This is a genomic window from Arthrobacter sp. H35-D1, from assembly GCF_030063185.1.
Classification (GTDB): Bacteria; Actinomycetota; Actinomycetes; order Actinomycetales; family Micrococcaceae; genus Specibacter.
The window spans coordinates 253,291-270,284 of sequence record NZ_JASISP010000003.1 but is presented as its reverse complement, the minus strand read 5'-3'; the positions used below and the strand labels follow the sequence as shown (position 1 = coordinate 270,284).

Annotated in this window: 14 protein-coding genes and 2 tRNA genes; 2 read left to right on the top strand and 14 right to left on the bottom strand. The window is 63.0% G+C overall.

Going from position 1 to position 16,994, the window contains the following annotated elements:
• Positions 1-5 precede the first annotated feature (5 nt).
• Positions 6-2,156, top strand: a complete 2,151-nt coding sequence (locus QMG25_RS06400; protein WP_283458350.1) for a L,D-transpeptidase family protein — start codon at positions 6-8, stop codon at positions 2,154-2,156.
• A gap of 31 nt (positions 2,157-2,187) precedes the next feature.
• Here QMG25_RS06400 and QMG25_RS06395 read toward each other — a convergent pair whose 3' ends face one another.
• From QMG25_RS06395 to QMG25_RS06365, 7 genes are all read right to left on the bottom strand, one after another.
• Positions 2,188-3,375, bottom strand: a complete 1,188-nt coding sequence (locus QMG25_RS06395; RefSeq protein WP_283458348.1) for a winged helix DNA-binding domain-containing protein — start codon at positions 3,373-3,375, stop codon at positions 2,188-2,190.
• Positions 3,376-3,712: 337 nt separating this feature from the next.
• Positions 3,713-4,846, bottom strand: a complete 1,134-nt coding sequence (locus QMG25_RS06390) for a fatty acid desaturase family protein (RefSeq protein WP_283458346.1) — start codon at positions 4,844-4,846, stop codon at positions 3,713-3,715.
• Between the two features lie 171 nt (positions 4,847-5,017).
• Positions 5,018-6,103 carry a UDP-N-acetylmuramate dehydrogenase gene (locus QMG25_RS06385; protein WP_283458344.1) on the bottom strand — a complete coding sequence of 362 codons (1,086 nt, stop codon included), beginning with the start codon at positions 6,101-6,103 and terminating at the stop codon, positions 5,018-5,020.
• A complete protein-coding gene (locus QMG25_RS06380) occupies positions 6,100-7,461 on the bottom strand; it encodes an MFS transporter (RefSeq protein ID WP_283458342.1) in 1,362 nt (453 codons plus the stop codon). The genes QMG25_RS06385 and QMG25_RS06380 overlap by 4 nt, the downstream gene beginning before the upstream one ends.
• The gene (locus QMG25_RS06375) at positions 7,458-7,898 is read right to left on the bottom strand and encodes a MaoC family dehydratase (RefSeq protein WP_283458340.1); all 441 of its coding nucleotides are present in this window, start codon (positions 7,896-7,898) and stop codon (positions 7,458-7,460) included. The genes QMG25_RS06380 and QMG25_RS06375 overlap by 4 nt, the downstream gene beginning before the upstream one ends.
• Positions 7,898-8,347, bottom strand: a complete 450-nt coding sequence (locus QMG25_RS06370) for an FAS1-like dehydratase domain-containing protein (RefSeq protein WP_283458338.1) — start codon at positions 8,345-8,347, stop codon at positions 7,898-7,900. Before QMG25_RS06370 ends, QMG25_RS06375 begins: the two co-directional genes overlap by 1 nt.
• Positions 8,348-8,385: 38 nt before the next feature.
• The gene (locus tag QMG25_RS06365; protein WP_283458336.1) at positions 8,386-8,952 is read right to left on the bottom strand and encodes a TetR/AcrR family transcriptional regulator; all 567 of its coding nucleotides are present in this window, start codon (positions 8,950-8,952) and stop codon (positions 8,386-8,388) included.
• A 78-nt stretch (positions 8,953-9,030) separates the two neighbouring features.
• Here QMG25_RS06365 and QMG25_RS06360 point away from each other — a divergent pair, with 78 nt between their 5' ends.
• Positions 9,031-10,566 carry an MFS transporter gene (locus tag QMG25_RS06360; RefSeq protein ID WP_283458334.1) on the top strand — a complete coding sequence of 512 codons (1,536 nt, stop codon included), beginning with the start codon at positions 9,031-9,033 and terminating at the stop codon, positions 10,564-10,566.
• Between the two features lie 63 nt (positions 10,567-10,629).
• Here the strand turns inward: QMG25_RS06360 and QMG25_RS06355 are convergent, their stop codons facing one another.
• From QMG25_RS06355 to QMG25_RS06325, 7 genes are all read right to left on the bottom strand, one after another.
• On the bottom strand, positions 10,630-10,902 hold the full coding sequence (locus tag QMG25_RS06355) for a DUF3188 domain-containing protein (RefSeq protein ID WP_283458332.1): 273 nt from the start codon (positions 10,900-10,902) through the stop codon (positions 10,630-10,632).
• Between the two features lie 155 nt (positions 10,903-11,057).
• Positions 11,058-11,930 (bottom strand): HpcH/HpaI aldolase/citrate lyase family protein, encoded by an 873-nt coding sequence (locus tag QMG25_RS06350; RefSeq protein ID WP_283458330.1) that lies wholly within the window; start codon positions 11,928-11,930, stop codon positions 11,058-11,060.
• Between the two features lie 113 nt (positions 11,931-12,043).
• Complete coding sequence (locus tag QMG25_RS06345; protein WP_283458329.1) at positions 12,044-13,618, bottom strand: Na+/H+ antiporter; 1,575 nt, start codon at positions 13,616-13,618, stop codon at positions 12,044-12,046.
• Positions 13,619-13,658: 40 nt separating this feature from the next.
• Complete coding sequence (locus QMG25_RS06340) at positions 13,659-14,324, bottom strand: NAD(P)H-binding protein (protein ID WP_283458327.1); 666 nt, start codon at positions 14,322-14,324, stop codon at positions 13,659-13,661.
• Between the two features lie 269 nt (positions 14,325-14,593).
• Positions 14,594-14,667, bottom strand: a tRNA-Met gene (locus tag QMG25_RS06335).
• 63 nt (positions 14,668-14,730) lie between these two features.
• Positions 14,731-14,802: transfer RNA gene (locus tag QMG25_RS06330), tRNA-Thr, on the bottom strand.
• A gap of 263 nt (positions 14,803-15,065) precedes the next feature.
• The gene (locus QMG25_RS06325) at positions 15,066-16,985 is read right to left on the bottom strand and encodes a DEAD/DEAH box helicase (RefSeq protein WP_283458325.1); all 1,920 of its coding nucleotides are present in this window, start codon (positions 16,983-16,985) and stop codon (positions 15,066-15,068) included.
• Positions 16,986-16,994: the final 9 nt, after the last annotated feature.

Here is a 16,994-nt window from a genome sequence, read left to right as displayed (position 1 = left end):
ACATCATGAAGAATCGACTCATCATCGGTACCCTTGCGCTGAGCCTGCTTGGCTCCATGCTCTCCACCACACCGGCATTTGCCACCGACATGCCAGTCTCCACACAGTCCGAAACGACCCCCGCAACGACTTCGCTGGAAGCTGTCGACGGGAACGGCACTGCTGGCACCGACGCTGTCGGAAGTGAGGTGACGCTGCCTGCAGCGAGCACGCCCGCAGCTTCACCTTCGGCTCCGGCACCAGCGCCGGTGACCCAAGCGCCAGCTCCCCCGCAGCCGGTTCCAGCCGCACCGGAAACAACGGCCCCAGAAACAACCGCACCAGCCCCGGCGTCGAAACTCTCCGACACTCCAGATCCCGCCTCGCCGAAAAAGCCCGCCATGGCCGAGATTGTAGTCAAGGGCGCCATCAAGGTTCGGTGGGATTCGCTCAAGGGAAAGAACGGCGCTCTGGGTGTTCCGCTGTCGAACGAAAAGTCGCATCCCGGCTACATCGTCCAAGAATTCAAGGGCGGTTTCATCTATGTCGACTCCGCCACTGGAACCCACCATATTCTGGCCTCGTCAGCCATTGGGAAAACTTGGTACAGCGGTGGCAAGGATGCTGCCGCGGGCTACGGGATCCCGGTTTCGGACGTAATATCCTCCGCGGACGGCAGCTACCAAAAATTCTCCAGCGGCAAGTGGATCTTTACCACCGGCCTGACGGTCGGCAGCACGGCAGGCATCGGCAGCAGATGGCTTGCCAACGGAGGTCTCAAGGCATTGGGTGCACCCACCACCAATGAAAAGTGCGGCCAGCGCGACGGCGGGTGCTTCCAGATCTTCAAGAAGACCACAATTTTCTGGTCCCCCAAGGCTGGTGCCCAGGCGGTGCACGGAGGGATCCTGACGCGCTACAAGGCTAACGGAATGCAGGCCAGCCCGCTGGGCTCCCCCACAGGTCCGGAAACGTGCAACCTTCCGCAAAGGGGCTGCGCCCAGAATTTCCAGACTGGCCTGATCTACTGGGCTGGCGGAACGGGCGCCTTTAGCGTTGTCAACGGTGCCATCAGGAACCACTTCTCCAGCTTGGGCAGCACCAGAAGCTTCCTGAAGTTCCCCCGGGGCGAACAGGTCTGCGGGCAGCCGGACAACGGCTGCTACCAGAATTTCCAGGGTGGAGTCGCCTACAACGCCAAGTCCACGGGGGCCGCGAGCGTACACAACGGCAAGCTCATGGAAGGCTACAAGCGCCGGTCATGGCACACGGGTATCCTGGGCCTCCCCAAGGGCCAAGAAGTCTGCGGCCAGCCGAACAGCGGCTGTTACCAGGACTTCAGGAACGGCAGACTCTGGTCAAGCAGGGGCCACGCGCTGTCATACATGACACGGGGCGGCATCGGTTCCTCCTACACAGCCAAGGGCGGGCCCAGAAGCTACCTTGGCTACCCGATCTCCGATGAACGCTGCTCCGGCGGCCAGTGCGTGCAGACGTTTGTGGGCGGCTACATCGGCTGGGGCAACGACGCCGCGGGCGGCTACTACAAGATGAGCGAGTGCCAAAACCTCAACAACGGAAAGTCCCGCTACACCACGGGCGGAGTCAAACGAGTGCTCATGACGTTCACCAACGGCTACAATCAAGCGCACGCCACGGTGATCTATTGCAAGCGAATAGCCGGCATCTACGTCACCGACTGGAAGAGCGACGGCTACGTCGGCGCCACTGGCTTCAAGCCGCCGGGCGTACCCTCGGGCCCCACTCGCAACTTGTTCTCCCCCACCGGATCTTTCACCGTCACAGAGGCGTTTGGCCTCGGCAACCCAGGCACGAAGCTGCCCTACAGGACCCTGAACCCCCGTTCTCGCTGGGGCGGCAACCCTTGGACACCCACGTACAACAAGTACCACGAGTCCAATTCGTGGGTCGGCTGGGACGAGAACATGTGGTATTTCGCCACCCGCGCCCAGCACGACTATCGGCAGGGCGCCGTCATCAACTACAACCGGCCCAACATCGTCCAGAATGCCGGATTTGCCATCTTCCTGCATGAAAACAAGGTCCCGACGGCGGGCTGCATTTCCGTCGACGACTGGGCCATGGTGGACTTCCTCCGCAAGGCAACCCCGGGAGACCGCATCATCATGGGCGTGAAGTCGGCGCTCTTCAAGTAGCGCAACCGCTTCGAAGGCCGGACCCGCCGAATTACGGCAGGCCCGGCCTTTTCGCGTTCAGGAACCTCGCGTAGGCTCCCGCAGACTTTTCAAGCTCCTTGTGCCGCGCAGGGCCGAGTTCGGCAAAAAGCTCTGGAAGCACGACGCCGGCCACCTGCCTTTGCTTTTCAGCCGCACCTTGGGCCTTGCGCCAGGTCCCGGCCACCTGCCCGCCGGAAACCACCGTTGCTTTGAACATGCCGTTGTTGCCTGGCACCGTTAGCGGGGCGTGGTGCGGGGCCAGCGCTGCGCTGCGGTCAGTGTAGCCGAGCAGATATTCGTCAAAGCCTGGCAGTAATAGCACAGAACGTGCACCGGACAGGGCCTCGGGCGGGGCACCGGGCGCCACCCGCTTTGACCCGGCGCCATCGAGCAGCTCGGCAGTTTCCGGGGCAAGCCAATACTGCGCTCCGTCGCATTCGATCACGGCAAGCTGGTCCTTGACCTGCGCCAGCCCCGTGTCGATGTCCTTGAGCGTCAATTTTGTCCACCACTGGAAGTCCTTGACGGTGGCAGGCCCGTGGCTGCGAAAATACCTCAGGGGCAGCTCGGCCAAGGATTCTTCCCGGGCCAAGTGCCTGGGGTTTTTGATCCATTTCTCGGCGTTCACAAAGGACTGTGTGTTGCCTTTGCCAGCGGCTGAGTTGACGGGGCCCTGCACAAGTGTTCCCTCCACACACAGCAACCACAGCAGATGGGTTCCACGTTGCATCCGTGTCCCCTGCCCAGCCTGCTCAAACACGGCGAACAAGTCATCGCGCGAAGCCCTGCCGCCAAACTCCTCCAGCATCCCCAAGGCAAGCTCGCGCACGTTGGCAATGTCCGGCGTCCCAATTTCCAGCTGGCGGTGGCGCGTGGCCATGCCGGAGAGTATCCTAGGCCCGGTCAGTGCCAGAATCCAGCCAAGGTCCTCTGCCGCGGTCACGTGCAGAGTGCCGCGCAGGGGCCAGGAGCGGACAATCTCTCCACGGTTGAAGGCGCCTTCCACCTCGGGGCGGGTGCTGCTTGGAAGCCGCAGGCCGATCGACCACAGCGCGCCGGGGAAGTCTTGGCCCTGCAGTGCCGTCAAGGAACGCACAACGTCCACCGGTCCCTGTGCGGGACTGGTGGACGTTGGTAGAATTCCTTGCGCGGCAAGCCGCAGCCGGGCAAGTGTGGCAGGTGTGACGCTGTGGCTCATACAGCCAATCTAGCGGACAGGGCGCCACGGCACTGCGTGAGGATTCGTTCTGCAGCTCCTGCGGGTCCAAACTAGGGCGCCGCCTTCATACTGCAGCTCCTGCGGGTCCGCGGCCGCGTCACCCGCAGGAGCTGCAGTATGGATTCAAACCGGTGGCAGACACCCGCAGGAGCTGCAGAATGAACGCAACTGCCGGCGGGTTCGCGGGCCGAACGGAGCCAACTGGTGAACGAGGCCGAGGATCGGGCCAAGGGAGGCCGAGGATCGAGCCACGCGCCCGAAGGCCCCAACATGATCGCCCCGACACGGGCTTGCTAGTGTCGGGGCGACGTGGGGACTAGCGGGCGGTGCGCATGTTTGCCGTGATGGGGCACTCGAAGGGATCGCGCTGACCCAAACCAACCCGGTTCAGGTACTTCATGACGATCATGTAGGACTGGCCCAAGGTGGTCTCCGTGTATGTGATGTTCCGTTCGGCGCAGTATGCACGGACCATGGGCTGGACGGCCCGGAGGTTCCTCGAGGACATGGTCGGGAACAGGTGGTGCTCGATCTGGTAGTTCAGCCCGCCCATGGCGGCATCAACCCACTTGCCGCCGGTGATGTTGCGGCTCATGAGGGTCTGGCGGCGCATGAAGTCGATCTTGACGTCCTTGGGCACCAGCGGCATGCCCTTGTGGTTCGGGGCAAAGGAACCGCCCATGTAAAGTCCAAGCGCCATGACCTGCACGACGATGAACGCCAATCCGATGGCCCATCCCAGGTACCAAACGGTGAAGGCCGGCAGCAGCACGAGGCGCACGAACAGCAGAGCGATCTCGGCCTTGCGCTCGGGCACAATCTGCTTGCGGTCCAGTACACGGCCCAGCGCGGAGATGTGCAGGTCCAAGGCGGCCAGTGTCAGCAGCGGGAAGAAGAAATAGCCTTGGCGGCGGGCAAACCACTTGGCGAAACCCTTGCGCTTGGCTGCGTTCTCCGGGTCAAAGACGAGCGCGCCGGGGTCGATGTCGCCATCTACGCCGACCTTGTTCGGGTTCAGGTGGTGCTTGCCGTGCTTGTTCATCCACCAGCCGTAGCTCAATCCAACGAACAAGTTCCCGGCAATGCGGGCCAGCCACGCGTTCTTCTTGGCCGAGGCGAAGACTTGGCGGTGCGCGGCGTCGTGCGAGATAAAAGCGGTCTGCGTGCACATGAAAGCGAACAGTACCGCGGTAACCAGCTGCCACCAGCTCTGTCCCAGCGTCAGGAACAAGGCAAGGACGGCTAGGTAGCCCAGGCTCTGGCGCACAAAGCGCACCACGTACCAGTTGACGTCACGATCCATGAGACCGGTGGCTCGCACCTGCTCCGTCAGTTGAATGAAGTCCGTGACGTGGCGGTCGCGGGCCGGACGCTTCCGGGCGGCGGCGGGCACGGCCGGCGCTGCGGGTTCTTCGAGTACATCCGGGCTGTCAAGTGTTGCCGACGACATGCGTTCTCCTCGTGCTGGACTCCGCAAAAGGAAGCACCACGCTAATAGAAAGGTCAAAGCTTTCCATTAAGACTATGAACAGACACGTCGTGAAACATCACACCCGGGAACCGTCTTGACCCCCTACCCCGGTAGGGGTGCTCGCCGAGGCACCCCTACCGGGCCCGCCGGCTAGAGCGCGCAGCCCACCAAAACAGGTTCCGGAACCAGGGAAATCCCAAATTGACGTTCGACGCCGGCACACACCAACCGGGCAATCGCCAGGATGTCCTCGGTGCGTGCCTCGCCACGATTCGTGATGGCGAGGGTGTGCTTGGTGGACAGTGCAGCGCGCGGCGGGGTTCCGGCGTCGTACGTGTTTTCCGTGGCTTCCCCCAACAAGCCGTAGCCCTTGGTGAAGCCCGCCCGCTCAATCAGCCAGGCGGCGCTGAGCTTGACCTTGTCCCCGGCCGGGTAGCGCGGTGCGTCGTCGGGCAGGGTGGCAGCCTCGGCGGGGCTGACCATGGGGTTGGTGAAGAAGGAACCCGTGGAGAAGGTGTCACGGTCCCCCGGGTCAAGGACCATCCCTTTGGCGGCACGGAGGGCTAGGACGGCACGACGCAGCTCGAGGGAATTGGCGCGCTTGCCGATTTCAACGTGGAGCCTGCGAGCCAGTTCTGCATATTTGACTGGCGCGCTCATGCGGCCCAGCAGGAGCTGGAATTCCACCGTCAGCACCACATAGCGCGGGGAGCCGTTGACGGTGGAGGCCTTGAGCATGGAGTCGCGGTAGCCGAACTTCAGCTCGTGGTTCGTGAAAGTGCGGACGGCGCTTTTCTCGCGGTCCCAGGTGCGCACGGAGGCAATGGTCTGGGCGACTTCGCAGCCATAGGCGCCCACGTTCTGCACCGGTGTTGCGCCCGTGCTGCCGGGGATCCCCGACAGCGCCTCCACGCCTGACCAGGCATGCAGGACGGTGTGGTGCACAAAGTCGTCCCAGTCGTGGCCGGCCTGGACCACCACGGAGGCGCCGGCGCAGGTGTTTTCCGAATTTACCGTGAAGCCCTGGCTGGCAATTTTCAGCACGGTGCCGTCGAAGCCTTCGTCGGCAACCACCAGGTTGGAGCCGCCGCCAAGAATCAACAACGGCTCGCCGACGTCGTCGGCTGCCTTGATTGCGGCGATGATCTCCGCCTCCGAGGTGGCTACAACATACTTTTTGGCGGGGCCGCCCACTGCAAGGGTTGTCAGGGAGCTCAAGGCCTTTTGCGCATTCACCGTTCCACACTATCTTGTGGGCGCGCCACGTCGTCGTTCTCCAGGTATTTCGGCTTGCGCACCACGGGGGTGAGGATGAAAGCCACGACCAGCATGCCAAGCACGGCGAGCAATGAATGCAACACGCCAACGTGCTCTGCCAGCAGCCCCAACAGCGGCGGACCGCCCAGGAAGGCGCCGTAGCCCACGGTGGAAACCACTGAAACGCGGGCGGCGGCGTGTTCGGGGTCGTCGGAAGCCGCCGACATGGCCACGGGGAAGCCCAATGCCGACCCCAGGCCCCAGAAGATGAGCGCGACCAAGGCAATTTCCTGGTTGGGCGCAAATACAAAGAGTCCCAAGCCCACCACTGCCAGTGCCGCGCCAACCCGCAGCACAATAACGCGTCCGTAACGGTCCAGGACCACGGTTCCGGCGAAGCGGCCAATGGTCATGGCGGAGACGAAGATGCCGTAGCCGACGGCGCCGATGGCCGGTGTTGTTTGGTAGCCGTCAACCATGGCCAGGGCCACCCAGTCCCCTGCCGCACCTTCGGCCAGACCAAGTCCCAGCACCAGGGCGCCGAGCATGAGGGTCCGCGGGTCACGCCACGCAGCGGCAATCTTGGCCTTGCCTGAACGTTTGGCCGCGGCAGCGTTGTTTTTCTCTGCGCTGCCGCGGCTGCCGCGGCTGCCCGCCGGCACGATGGGGATGGGCCCCGTGCCAGCGACGGCACTTGAATCGCTCACATCCACCATCGCTGCGGCGTTTGTGAGTTTGTCGGCCTGGTAGTAGCCGGTGCCTATCAGCACTGCAATGAACACGGCAACCGCAATCACGCCCAGATGGATGAGTACGGGAACGTGCATGGATGCGGCCAGCGCACCCAGACCGGCGCCAACCACCGTGCCAATGCTGAAAGACCCGTGCAGGCGCGGCATGATGTGCCGCCGCAAGGCCCGCTCCACGGCAGCGCCCTCAATGTTGCAGGCGGTGTTGTAGCTGCCAGTGCCCAGACCAACCAAAATCAGGCCGGTCCCGACGACCAGCGTTTCTGAAAACACCGTGGCTCCCAAACCCATGACGACAAAGCCAACGGTTTGAATGAGGATGCCCAGCCGGGTTGTCAGTTTCGACCCCAACCGCAGCACGACCAGCCCGGAGGCCGCCACCGAGACAAAGGAGCCCAGCGACATGCACAGCAGCATGAGGCCCACTTGGCCGGGAGTCAGTCCGAGGTCGTCGCGGATGGCGGGAATGCGCGAAACCCACGTGGCAAAGACCAGCCCGGAACCGGCGTACGCAACGAATACACCGTTGCGCCACAAGGCCACAATTTTCGCGGAAGTTGCAGTGTTCGCGGAGGTTGCAGTGCTCACGCCATGCGGACCAGGGCTTGCGCCTTGACCAGAACCTTTTGTCCTTCCAAGGTGACGGTCAAATCGATCCTGGCGGTCCGGGCGTCGGAATCCAGTGCACCCACCACCCCTGTCACTTCAACCACGGCGCCCGGCTCCCCGTCAAGGTCCGCGACGGGGACCGGCTTGGTAAAGCGCGTGCCATAAGACACGACGGCGGAGGGGTCCCCGGCCCAGTCGGTGACCAGTTGGACAGCCGCGCCCATGGTGAACATGCCGTGGGCAATGACGCCGGGCAGTTCCACCTCGCGGGCGAAGCGCTCGTTCCAGTGAATGGGGTTGAAATCCCCCGATGCGCCAGCGTACTTGACCAGGTCGGCACGAGTAATCTCGATGGTTCGCGTTCCGATCTCGGTGCCGACGGACAAATCTGCAATGTTCAACGCTGACTTGGTCATTACTGCCCTTCCCCGCGCACCAAAATGGCGGACACGGTGGTGGCAACGGATTCTCCGGCCACAGTTGAGATTTCGGCACGGGTGGTGATCATGGCGCCGCCTCCCATGCCGCGCACGCCGTCAACGTGGAGTTCGGCGACGAGCTCGTCTCCGGCAACAATGGCGCGGTGGTGGGTGAAACGCTGTTCAGCGTGCACAACCCGGGTGAAGTCGATGCCGGAGTCGGGGTCGTTGATCAGTAAGGCATCGGCACGTTGGGCGACGATGATGGCGTACGTGGGGGGAGCCACCAAATCGGCATGGCCCAATTCCCGGGCCGCCGCCACGTCAAAGTGCGCAGAATTGCCGGCCTTGACGGCGCGGGCGAAGTCACGAATGGATTCCCTGCCGACGCTGTAGATTTCGTTTGATGGGTAGCTGCGCCCCTGCAGCTCGGGATTGATGGTCATGGGCTAAAGCCTATCGTCCGGACCCTGTGCGGCGCGCACTAGGCCCGCGTTCCGGACCGCATTTTCGCCACGATGTCCAACAGCGACGCCACATCCATGTTTTCCTGCGGGTCTTGCTGCTGTTCGGCACCTGCGGGGAAGCCGAAAAGTGCTGCGTTGTAGTACATGCCGTCGCCAAGCAGCATGACCGCACGGGCCACGGTTGGATCCCCCACATCGCTCAGAATCAGTTCAAGCCAGCGGGCATGGAGCTCGGAGAGGGTGTTCCGAACGGCGCCATCGTCGCTTTGAATGAGGCGCGAGGCGGCAACGATGGCCCGGTCGAAGGGAGTGCCGCCAAAGACGCTGGTGCGAATGTAATAGCTGGCGCAGCCTTCCGGGTCCTGTGCCATGGCGGCACAGTCCTGCTCGGCGTATTCCCGCAGTTTGCTCAGGAGGCCCTCGGTCAGCGTTTCCTTGCTCTTGAAGTGGTACAACAGACCGCCCTTGGACACGCCCGCCGAGGCGGCCACGGCATCCAGGGTTGCTGCCCGGGGGCCGTCGCTGATGAGCAGGTCCGCATAGGCAGCAAGAACCCGATCGCGTGCCGGGGGTTGATTAGTCATTAGTCCACACTACAAGAAGTGATGAACTGCACCGTCCAGTCGGTTTACTGTACCGGCTGGACGGTTTAGAATTGTTGGATGGCACTGACAACCCGCACCCTCAGCATCGACTCTTCCAAGTCCCCGCCCCGGGCGGGCATCCGTTCATGGATCGCCTTGGCTGTCTTGATGCTGCCCGTGTTGCTTGTCTCCGTTGACAACACGGTGCTCAGTTTTGCCATCCCCTCCATCTCGCTGGCACTGATCCCCTCGGCCGCGGAACTGCTGTGGATCATTGACGTTTACCCGCTGGTGCTTGCCGCGCTGCTGGTGCCCATGGGCAGCATGGCAGACAGGTTCGGTCGGCGGAGGCTGCTGCTGATTGGCAGCACCGGCTTTGCCGTGGTTTCCGTCATGGCTGCCTTCGCCCCGTCCGCAGGTGCCCTGATTGGCTACCGCGCCTTGCTCGGATTCTTTGGCGCCATGCTGATGCCGTCAACACTGTCGCTGATCCGCAACTTGTTCCTGGATCCTGCCCAGCGCCGAACGGCCATCGCTGTTTGGGCCGCCGGCTTCTCGGGAGGCGCCGCCCTGGGGCCCATCATTGGCGGCTTTATCTTGGAACACTTCTGGTGGGGTGCAGTGTTCCTGCTCTCAGTGCCGGTTCTCATTCCGTTGCTGATCATGGCTCCGATCTTTGTGACTGAATCCAAGGACCCGTCGCCGGGAAGGATCGATCCCGTCAGCATCCTGCTCTCTTTTGGCGCCATGGTGCCCACCCTGATTGGCATCAAGGAAATTGCGCAGTCCGGCGTCTCCGCCGTGAACATGGCGTTCATCCTTGCAGGCATCGCCCTGGGAGTGGTCTTTGTGCGGCGCCAGCTGCGCCGTGCACACCCCATGATGGACATGAGCTTGTTCAGGAACCCGGTTTTCAGCGGCGGCGTGCTGGCAAATCTGCTGAGCATTTTTTCCCTTGTCGGCTTCCTCTACTTCGTCACCCAGCACTTGCAACTGGTGGTTGGGCTCTCCCCCACCCACGCAGCATTTGTGCTGGTCCCCGGGCTCGCCATCACGATCGTCTCGGGCCTGGTGGTGGCCAAGCTGGCCAACCACGTCAAGCCCTCTCGGCTGGTGGCTGGGGGGCTGTTGCTGAACGCCGCCGGATTCCTGATCGTGTGGTTGAACACCGACGGCTCGGTGGCAGGCATCATCGCCGCCTTCGCGGTTCTTGGTGCGGGCGTGGGCATGGCGGAAACCATTTCCAACGACCTGATCCTCTCCGCCGCTCCCCCGGCCAAGGCCGGCGCCGCCTCCGCCATCTCGGAAACCGCCTATGAAGTGGGGTCGGTGCTGGGAACCGCAATTTTGGGCAGTGTTTTGGCGGCCGCGTACAAGATGAATGTTGTGCTCCCTGCCGGCCTGTCCATGGCGAGCAAGGATTCCGCAGGGCAAACCCTGGGTGGCGCCATCGATGTGGCCAGTTCCCTGCCTCCGCAACAGGGCGCTGCACTTTTGGCATCGGCCAAGCATGCCTTCGATTCCGGCTCCGGCATTGTCGCCATGGTGGGCGTTGTGCTCATGCTCGGTGCAGCAGTCATGTGCCTGCGCACGCTGCGTTCCGCCGGCCGCTAAGCCACCAACGCTGGCGGCGTACAAGCAGTGGGGTCCACGCAGCAGAGGCGTTTGCCGCGAGTCTTAGGCCTTGCGGTGTTTCAGGGCTTCTTTCTCCGCACTGCGCTTCTCGGCAGCTTTCATTTCCTTGCGGATGTTGCGTCCGCGCAACCCCAGGGACGCCATGTGCGCCAGCAGCCCGACGCCGATCAACGGCAGACCGATGTAGGTCATCGCGGGAGTGGTGGTCACGGCACCGAGGACAATAATGACGATGCCGATGAAGGTGAGGCCCATACCGGCAAAGACCGCGTATTTGTAGCCGGCCGGAGCGGTTTCCCAAAAGTCGTTAAGCACAGCCCCAGTCTAGCCGTGAAGCATGCATCCCCGGCGCAGCCGGAAATGCAGGACAGTCGGCAGTGCCGAGCCGTTGGGAACAGTGGAGACAGGTGTGGGGCACTCCGGCGAACCGGAATGCCCCACAATCTTCGCTAAAGCAGAAGCGCTGGTGCTTAGAGCGCCGGCTGGACTCCGTAGGCTACGGCCAACTTCATGATCTTTTCCGCGCGGCCCAAGCGGGGCAGGTCCGAACCGTCGCGAATGACGCCGCCGCGGGCATCGAAGTCGTTCATGAAGTCAGTGGCCCAGGCAACGTCGGTGGGGGTGGGGCTGATGACCTCGTTGATGATGGTGGTCTGGTCGATGGCCAGGCACAGCTTGCCGGTCATGCCCATGGAGACCGTGATGGCCGACTGCTCGCGCAGGATCGGGTGGTTGGTGCCCACAGTGGGCCCGTCGATGGGGCCCGGCAGGTTGCCAACGCGGCTGGCGACAACGAGCTTGGCACGCGGGTAGGCCATGGCCTCGCGGTCGGCGGCCATGCCTGTGTCGCGGCGGAAGTCGCCGGAGCCGAAGGCCAGGCGGAAGGCGCCTTCAGCCCGGGCAATGTTGTTGGCTTCCTCGATGCCCAAGGCGGATTCCACCAGGGCCAGGACGCGGGTCTTGCCATCGAGGCGGTGGTAGGTCTCCTTGACCTGCTCGGCGTTCTCGGTCTTGGCGAGCATTACGCCCAACAGTCCGGGGACGTTGCGCAGGTTGGCGACGTCGTCGGCCCAGAACTGCGAGTGGACGTCGTTGATGCGCACCCATGCCTCGCCACCGTTGCGCAGCCAGTCGATGACGTCGTTTCGCGCGCCGTCCTTCTTCTTCGGGTCCACGGCGTCTTCAATGTCCAGCACGACGGCGTCGGCGCGCGATGCGGCGGACTCGTCAAAGATCTCCGGACGGGTTGCCGGAACAAGCAGCCATGAACGGGCGATTTCCGCAGGGATGTTGCGGGGACGGACGGGTGCGGAGGCGGCGTCATCGCCAACAGTGGTAGACATGCTTCTACCGTATACTCCAATGGCTGGCGATGCCCTGTGCCATTCCACAATGCTTTGCCCCATACACTGGACGAATACACCATGTTTTCACCATGCGATATTTATATATCATTTTATGCCTCAGGCATGATCATGGTACGCAAGTCGAGCTGCTGCAGCACCCTGTCCACAACTTCAGGATCAGCTCCAGGCTCGTTCCGGGCACTGATCACTTCGGACCGCGCGGCATTGAGGGCGATGGTTTGCACGGCAATGGTCAGTTCCCGTCCCCGGCGTCGGCGTTCCTCCGGGGGCTCGTCGCTCAGGGTCCCGTCCAGAAGTTCAGCATACAGTCGCTGCATTTTTTTCTTCACAAGTGTGTGCTTTTCCGGCGGCAGGTTCTTGATCAGCCCGTTGCTGCGCAAAGCGGAGACCGCCGCGTCCTGGGCGCGCATGGCCAGAACCTTGGTTGCTTCGCGTTCCCCGGAGCCGTCGTCGGTGGCCTTCAGCACACGCATGAGCCAAGGAAGTGTCAGGCCGGGCAGCACAAGGGTTGCCAGCAGCACGGCGCAAGCCACCACAATGATCTCGTGCCGCCCAGGGAACGCCTCACCCGTCGGGAGTGCTGTCGGCAGGGCCAGTGCCAGTGCCAGCGTCGCCAGCCCGCGCATGCCGCACCACGTCAATATCACCACGTCCTTGAGGCCGGTGGGCGGCAGCGCGTCGTCGTTCTTCCTGGACAAGAGCGCAAGCAGGCCAAACCAGAGGAACCTGACGAGGATAACAAGCACGCTGATTGCCACAGCCAAGGGCAACATGCCCCAAATGGCCGCGCCTTCCACCTTGATGACTTCCCTGACCTCCAGGCCCACGAGGCCAAAGGCAAGTCCTGTCACAAGCAGCTCCACCACATCCCAAAAAGCGGCTCGGGTGAGGCGTTCACTGGCGTCTTCGGCGCGGGCATGGCGTTTTATTTCCAGTGCTGTGACCACCACGGCAATGACGCCTGAGGCATGCAGTTCATCGGCCAGGATGTAGGCGGCAAAAGGCACCACTAGCGTCACGGCGCTGCGGGCTACCGATGAGGTGATAAAAGTGGCGATCAGACCAGTGACGCGGCCCATGAGCATACCCACCAGGACGGCGACGGCGGCACCCAACAGGAAACTTCCAATGACGCCCAACCCAAAGGGCTGTCCGCTGGTGGCACTGGCCACTGCTGTCTGGAAAATCACGATGGCGGCCGCATCGTTGAACAAGCCCTCGCTTTGAAGCACGGACCTGAGCCGTCGCGGCATGTGAACGCGCCCGGCCACCGATTCCACGGCCACCGGGTCCGGCGGGGCACACATGGCTCCCAGCGCCACCGCTGCAGGAATGCCAATGCTGGGAATCAGCAGCCACGCGGTACCGGCCACCGCGGCCGTGGATACGGCCACCAGCGCCACAGCCAGCAACAAGATGGTGCGCCAGCGGATCCGGAACACGGCCCAGGAGCTCTTTTGTGCGGTGGCGAAAAGCAGCGGCGGCAAAAAGATCGGCAGGATCAGCTCAGGGTCGATCCGCAGGTCGGGGAACCCTGGAATGAAGGTCAGCGCGCCGGCCATGATGAGCATGAGCACCGGATATGGCAGCTTCAGCCTGTCCCCCAGACCCACCGCAATCACGGTGGCGAAAAGGAGTCCAATGATCAATATCAGCTGTTCCACAGGGCCTACTTTACGGGTTCAGCCTTTAGGGGCTCAGCCTTTAGGGGTTCAGCGCCTCCGCAATGGGCACGGTTCCGTCGGTGAACTCGATGGTGCGCATGATGGTGTCCGGCCGTTCCAGGACCGCAGCGGCAACCAGGGCCACATTGGCCCGCGAGGTGTGCCCGGAGTCCGCTTCGTCCCGCTCGCTGGCAGCCGTCGGATTGATCAAGGCGGTGGGGGCATCCAGCGTCAAGGAGCCGGGGGCGAGGATGGTCCACGCCAGCTGGCTTGAGCGCAGGTGTGCATCCGCTGCCGCTTTTGCCTCGGCGTAGGCAAAGAAGCTGTTCTCCGGCGGCACACCGTGGTCCGGCCCGGCGCCCAGGTAGGAGACCATGACATAGCGCTGCACGCCTGCCGCCACGGCGGCCTCCATCGAGGCGATGGCTGCGTCGCGGTCCACAGCGTAAGTGGTCTCGTCGCTTCCACCCCCCGACCCTGCGGACCAGATGACGGCGTCCTGGCCGGCGAACAGGTCGGTGAGCTCGGCAACCGAGGAGGAAGCGACGTCGTGCATTACCGGTGTGGCCCCGGCGGCCACCACATCGTCAATGTGTTCTGCATTGCGGATCACGGCCGTCACCTCGGTCCCGGCTTGCTTCAACAACGGCGCCAGTAAAAGTGCCACTTTCCCATGTCCGCCAATAATCAATGTCTTCTTGAGCATCGCTGTTCCTTCCGATGGGTGCTTGCCGCTGAGACGCAGCCTGTTATTCGCAGCCTACGCCACGGCCGGCATTAGAGCTTCGTCCGCCGGGGCCGCTGACGCCCAGAGCGAAAATGCTGCAGTTATTCACTTGTGCTCCCGGATAAACCGGGCGCACAAGATGAACGTTGGGTCATTGCCGCCCGAGTCAACCCACACTCACGTGGCAGGGACAACAAAAAACCCGCATTTCCGGCCGAAGGCATGGAAATACGGGTTCTTATTTGATGTAGCGGCACCGGGACTCGATCCCGGGACCTCACGATTATGAGTCGTGCGCTCTAACCAACTGAGCTATGCCGCCATAAATGAGTCTGGCCCGTGCCGTCCCGGACAAACCGTCTTGGCACGAGCCTTCTCATTTCCGAGCCCCCCACCGGAATCGATCCGGTGACCTCGTTCTTACCAAGAACGCGCTCTACCACTGAGCTAGGGGGGCAACGAGAGAATACTTTACCAGTGCATTTGCCGGATGCGAAATCGAGGATATCCGAAGCATTCCTGCCTGCCGGCAATCTCTACTTTTTGCCACCTTTTTGGCGTTTATTCGGGGTAAAACGTGAAATACTGCCACCGAAATTCGAGGCAACAAACACCTTTGACGCATTGGAAATGAATTGTGTCACACCACGTTTTCGGTCTAAAAAGGGACCGGCTGCACGCGGCAACCGGCCCTTCTTTTAGCGCCTCAGGGCGTGGTATTTACCACTTGCCCTTGCTGTTGAAGCTCTGTCCGCCTTCATGGCGGGGGCGGCGGTCTCCGCCGCCGTGGCCGTCATGGCCCTGGCCGCGATCGTTGCTGAAGCCGCGGTCGCCTCCACGGCTTCCGCCACGCTCGCCGTCGAACTTCTTCTTGAAGCCGCCCTGGCCTCGGTCGCCGCGGTCTTCACGGCCCTTGTAGGGAGCACCCGTGGCGCCACCGGAGGGACGGCGCCCCTTGTCCAACTCGAGGTTGATGAGCTCACCGCTGATGCGGGTCTTGCTCAGGGCGCGCCACTGGTCCTTGCTCAGGTCTGCCGGCAGTTCCACCAGGGTGTGGTCGGAGCGAATGTCGATGCCGCCGATTTGCGAGGAGGACAGGCCGCCTTCGTTGGCAATGGCGCCAACGATGGAGCCTGGCATGACGCGCTGGCGGCGGCCCACCGAGATGCGGTAGGTGGCGTTGCCTTCGGTCAGGGTCCGGGTCGGGCCGCGGGAGCCGAAGCCGTCCTTGGCGCGATCCTTCTTCTGGTATTCCGGAGCCGCCGGCAGGTCGTTGACAAGCATCGGCTGGCCACCCTGGGCCATGACGGCCAAGGCTGCGGCAATCTCCGCGGCCGGAACGTCGTGTTCCTGCTCGTAGGAGGAGATCAGGTCGCGGAACTTGGAGACGTCCTTGCTGGCAAGGGTCTCGGTGATCTTTTCGGCGAACTTGCCAAGCCGCAGGGTGTTGATGGTTTCTGCGGACGGCAGGTGCATCTGGTCCACCGGCTGGCGGGTGGCCTTTTCAATGGCGCGCAGCAGGTACTTCTCGCGCGGGGTCATGAAGAGGATCGCGTCCCCGGAGCGGCCGGCGCGGCCCGTGCGGCCAATGCGGTGCACGTAGGACTCGGTGTCATGCGGGATGTCGTAGTTGATGACGTGGGTGATGCGCTCCACGTCAAGTCCGCGGGCTGCAACGTCCGTGGCAACCAGGACGTCGATCTTGCCGGCGCGGAGGGCTTCAATGGTGCGCTCGCGCTGCTGCTGCGGGATGTCGCCGTTGATGGCGGCAGCCAGGAAACCGCGTGAACGGAGCTTGTCGGCAAGGTCCTCGGTGGCCATCTTGGTGCGCACGAACGCGATGACGCCTTCAAATTCTTCAACTTCGAGCACGCGGGTCAGTGCGTCCAGCTTGTGCGGGCCCATGACCTGCAGGTAGCGCTGGCGGGTGTTGGCAGCGGTGGTGGTCTTGGACTTGACCGTGACCTCGGCCGGATTGTTCAGGTACTGCTTGGAGATGCGGCGGATCTGGCTGGGCATGGTGGCGGAGAACAGGGCAACCTGCTTCTCGGCCGGTGTCTTGGACAGGATCTGCTCGACATCTTCGGCGAAGCCCATGCGCAGCATCTCGTCGGCCTCATCCAGTACAAGGTACTGCAGGTTCGACAGGTCCAAGGAGCCCTTGGAGAGGTGGTCGATAACGCGGCCGGGGGTTCCGACAACAACCTGTGCCCCGCGACGCAAGCCGGCCAGCTGCGGGCCGTAGGCCGAGCCGCCGTAAACGGGAAGCACGGAGAAGTTGTCCATGTGCTTGGCGTAGGAGGCAAATGCCTCTGCAACCTGCAGGGCCAATTCGCGGGTCGGTGCCAGCACCAGGATCTGGGTGTCCTTGGTGGGCCCGTTGAGGTCCATCAGCTCAGCCATGCGGGACAGTGCCGGAACGGCGAATGCTGCCGTCTTGCCGGTACCGGTCTGGGCCAGGCCAACCACGTCGCGGCCTTCAAGCAGCAGCGGAATGGTTGCGGCCTGGATGGGTGAGGGCTTCTCGTAGCCAACGTCGCTCAGGGCAGACAGCACGCGGCCGTCGATGCCCATGTCAGCGAAAGTCATTTCGTTTTCTTCCTCCACGGCGGGGGAATTTTCAGTCAAGTTTTCGGGCATGGTGGTGAA

Coding starts and splice junctions, on each gene's coding strand:
- QMG25_RS06370 (WP_283458338.1), bottom strand. CDS start 8,347: ATGACCATCAATCCCGAGCTGCAGGGGCGCAGCTACCCATCAAACGAA.
- QMG25_RS06390 (WP_283458346.1), bottom strand. CDS start 4,846: ATGTCGTCGGCAACACTTGACAGCCCGGATGTACTCGAAGAACCCGCA.
- QMG25_RS06395 (WP_283458348.1), bottom strand. CDS start 3,375: ATGAGCCACAGCGTCACACCTGCCACACTTGCCCGGCTGCGGCTTGCC.
- QMG25_RS06350 (WP_283458330.1), bottom strand. CDS start 11,930: ATGTCTACCACTGTTGGCGATGACGCCGCCTCCGCACCCGTCCGTCCC.
- QMG25_RS06325 (WP_283458325.1), bottom strand. CDS start 16,985: ATGCCCGAAAACTTGACTGAAAATTCCCCCGCCGTGGAGGAAGAAAAC.
- QMG25_RS06400 (WP_283458350.1), top strand. CDS start 6: ATGAAGAATCGACTCATCATCGGTACCCTTGCGCTGAGCCTGCTTGGC.
- QMG25_RS06375 (WP_283458340.1), bottom strand. CDS start 7,898: ATGACCAAGTCAGCGTTGAACATTGCAGATTTGTCCGTCGGCACCGAG.
- QMG25_RS06365 (WP_283458336.1), bottom strand. CDS start 8,952: ATGACTAATCAACCCCCGGCACGCGATCGGGTTCTTGCTGCCTATGCG.
- QMG25_RS06340 (WP_283458327.1), bottom strand. CDS start 14,324: ATGCTCAAGAAGACATTGATTATTGGCGGACATGGGAAAGTGGCACTT.
- QMG25_RS06360 (WP_283458334.1), top strand. CDS start 9,031: ATGGCACTGACAACCCGCACCCTCAGCATCGACTCTTCCAAGTCCCCG.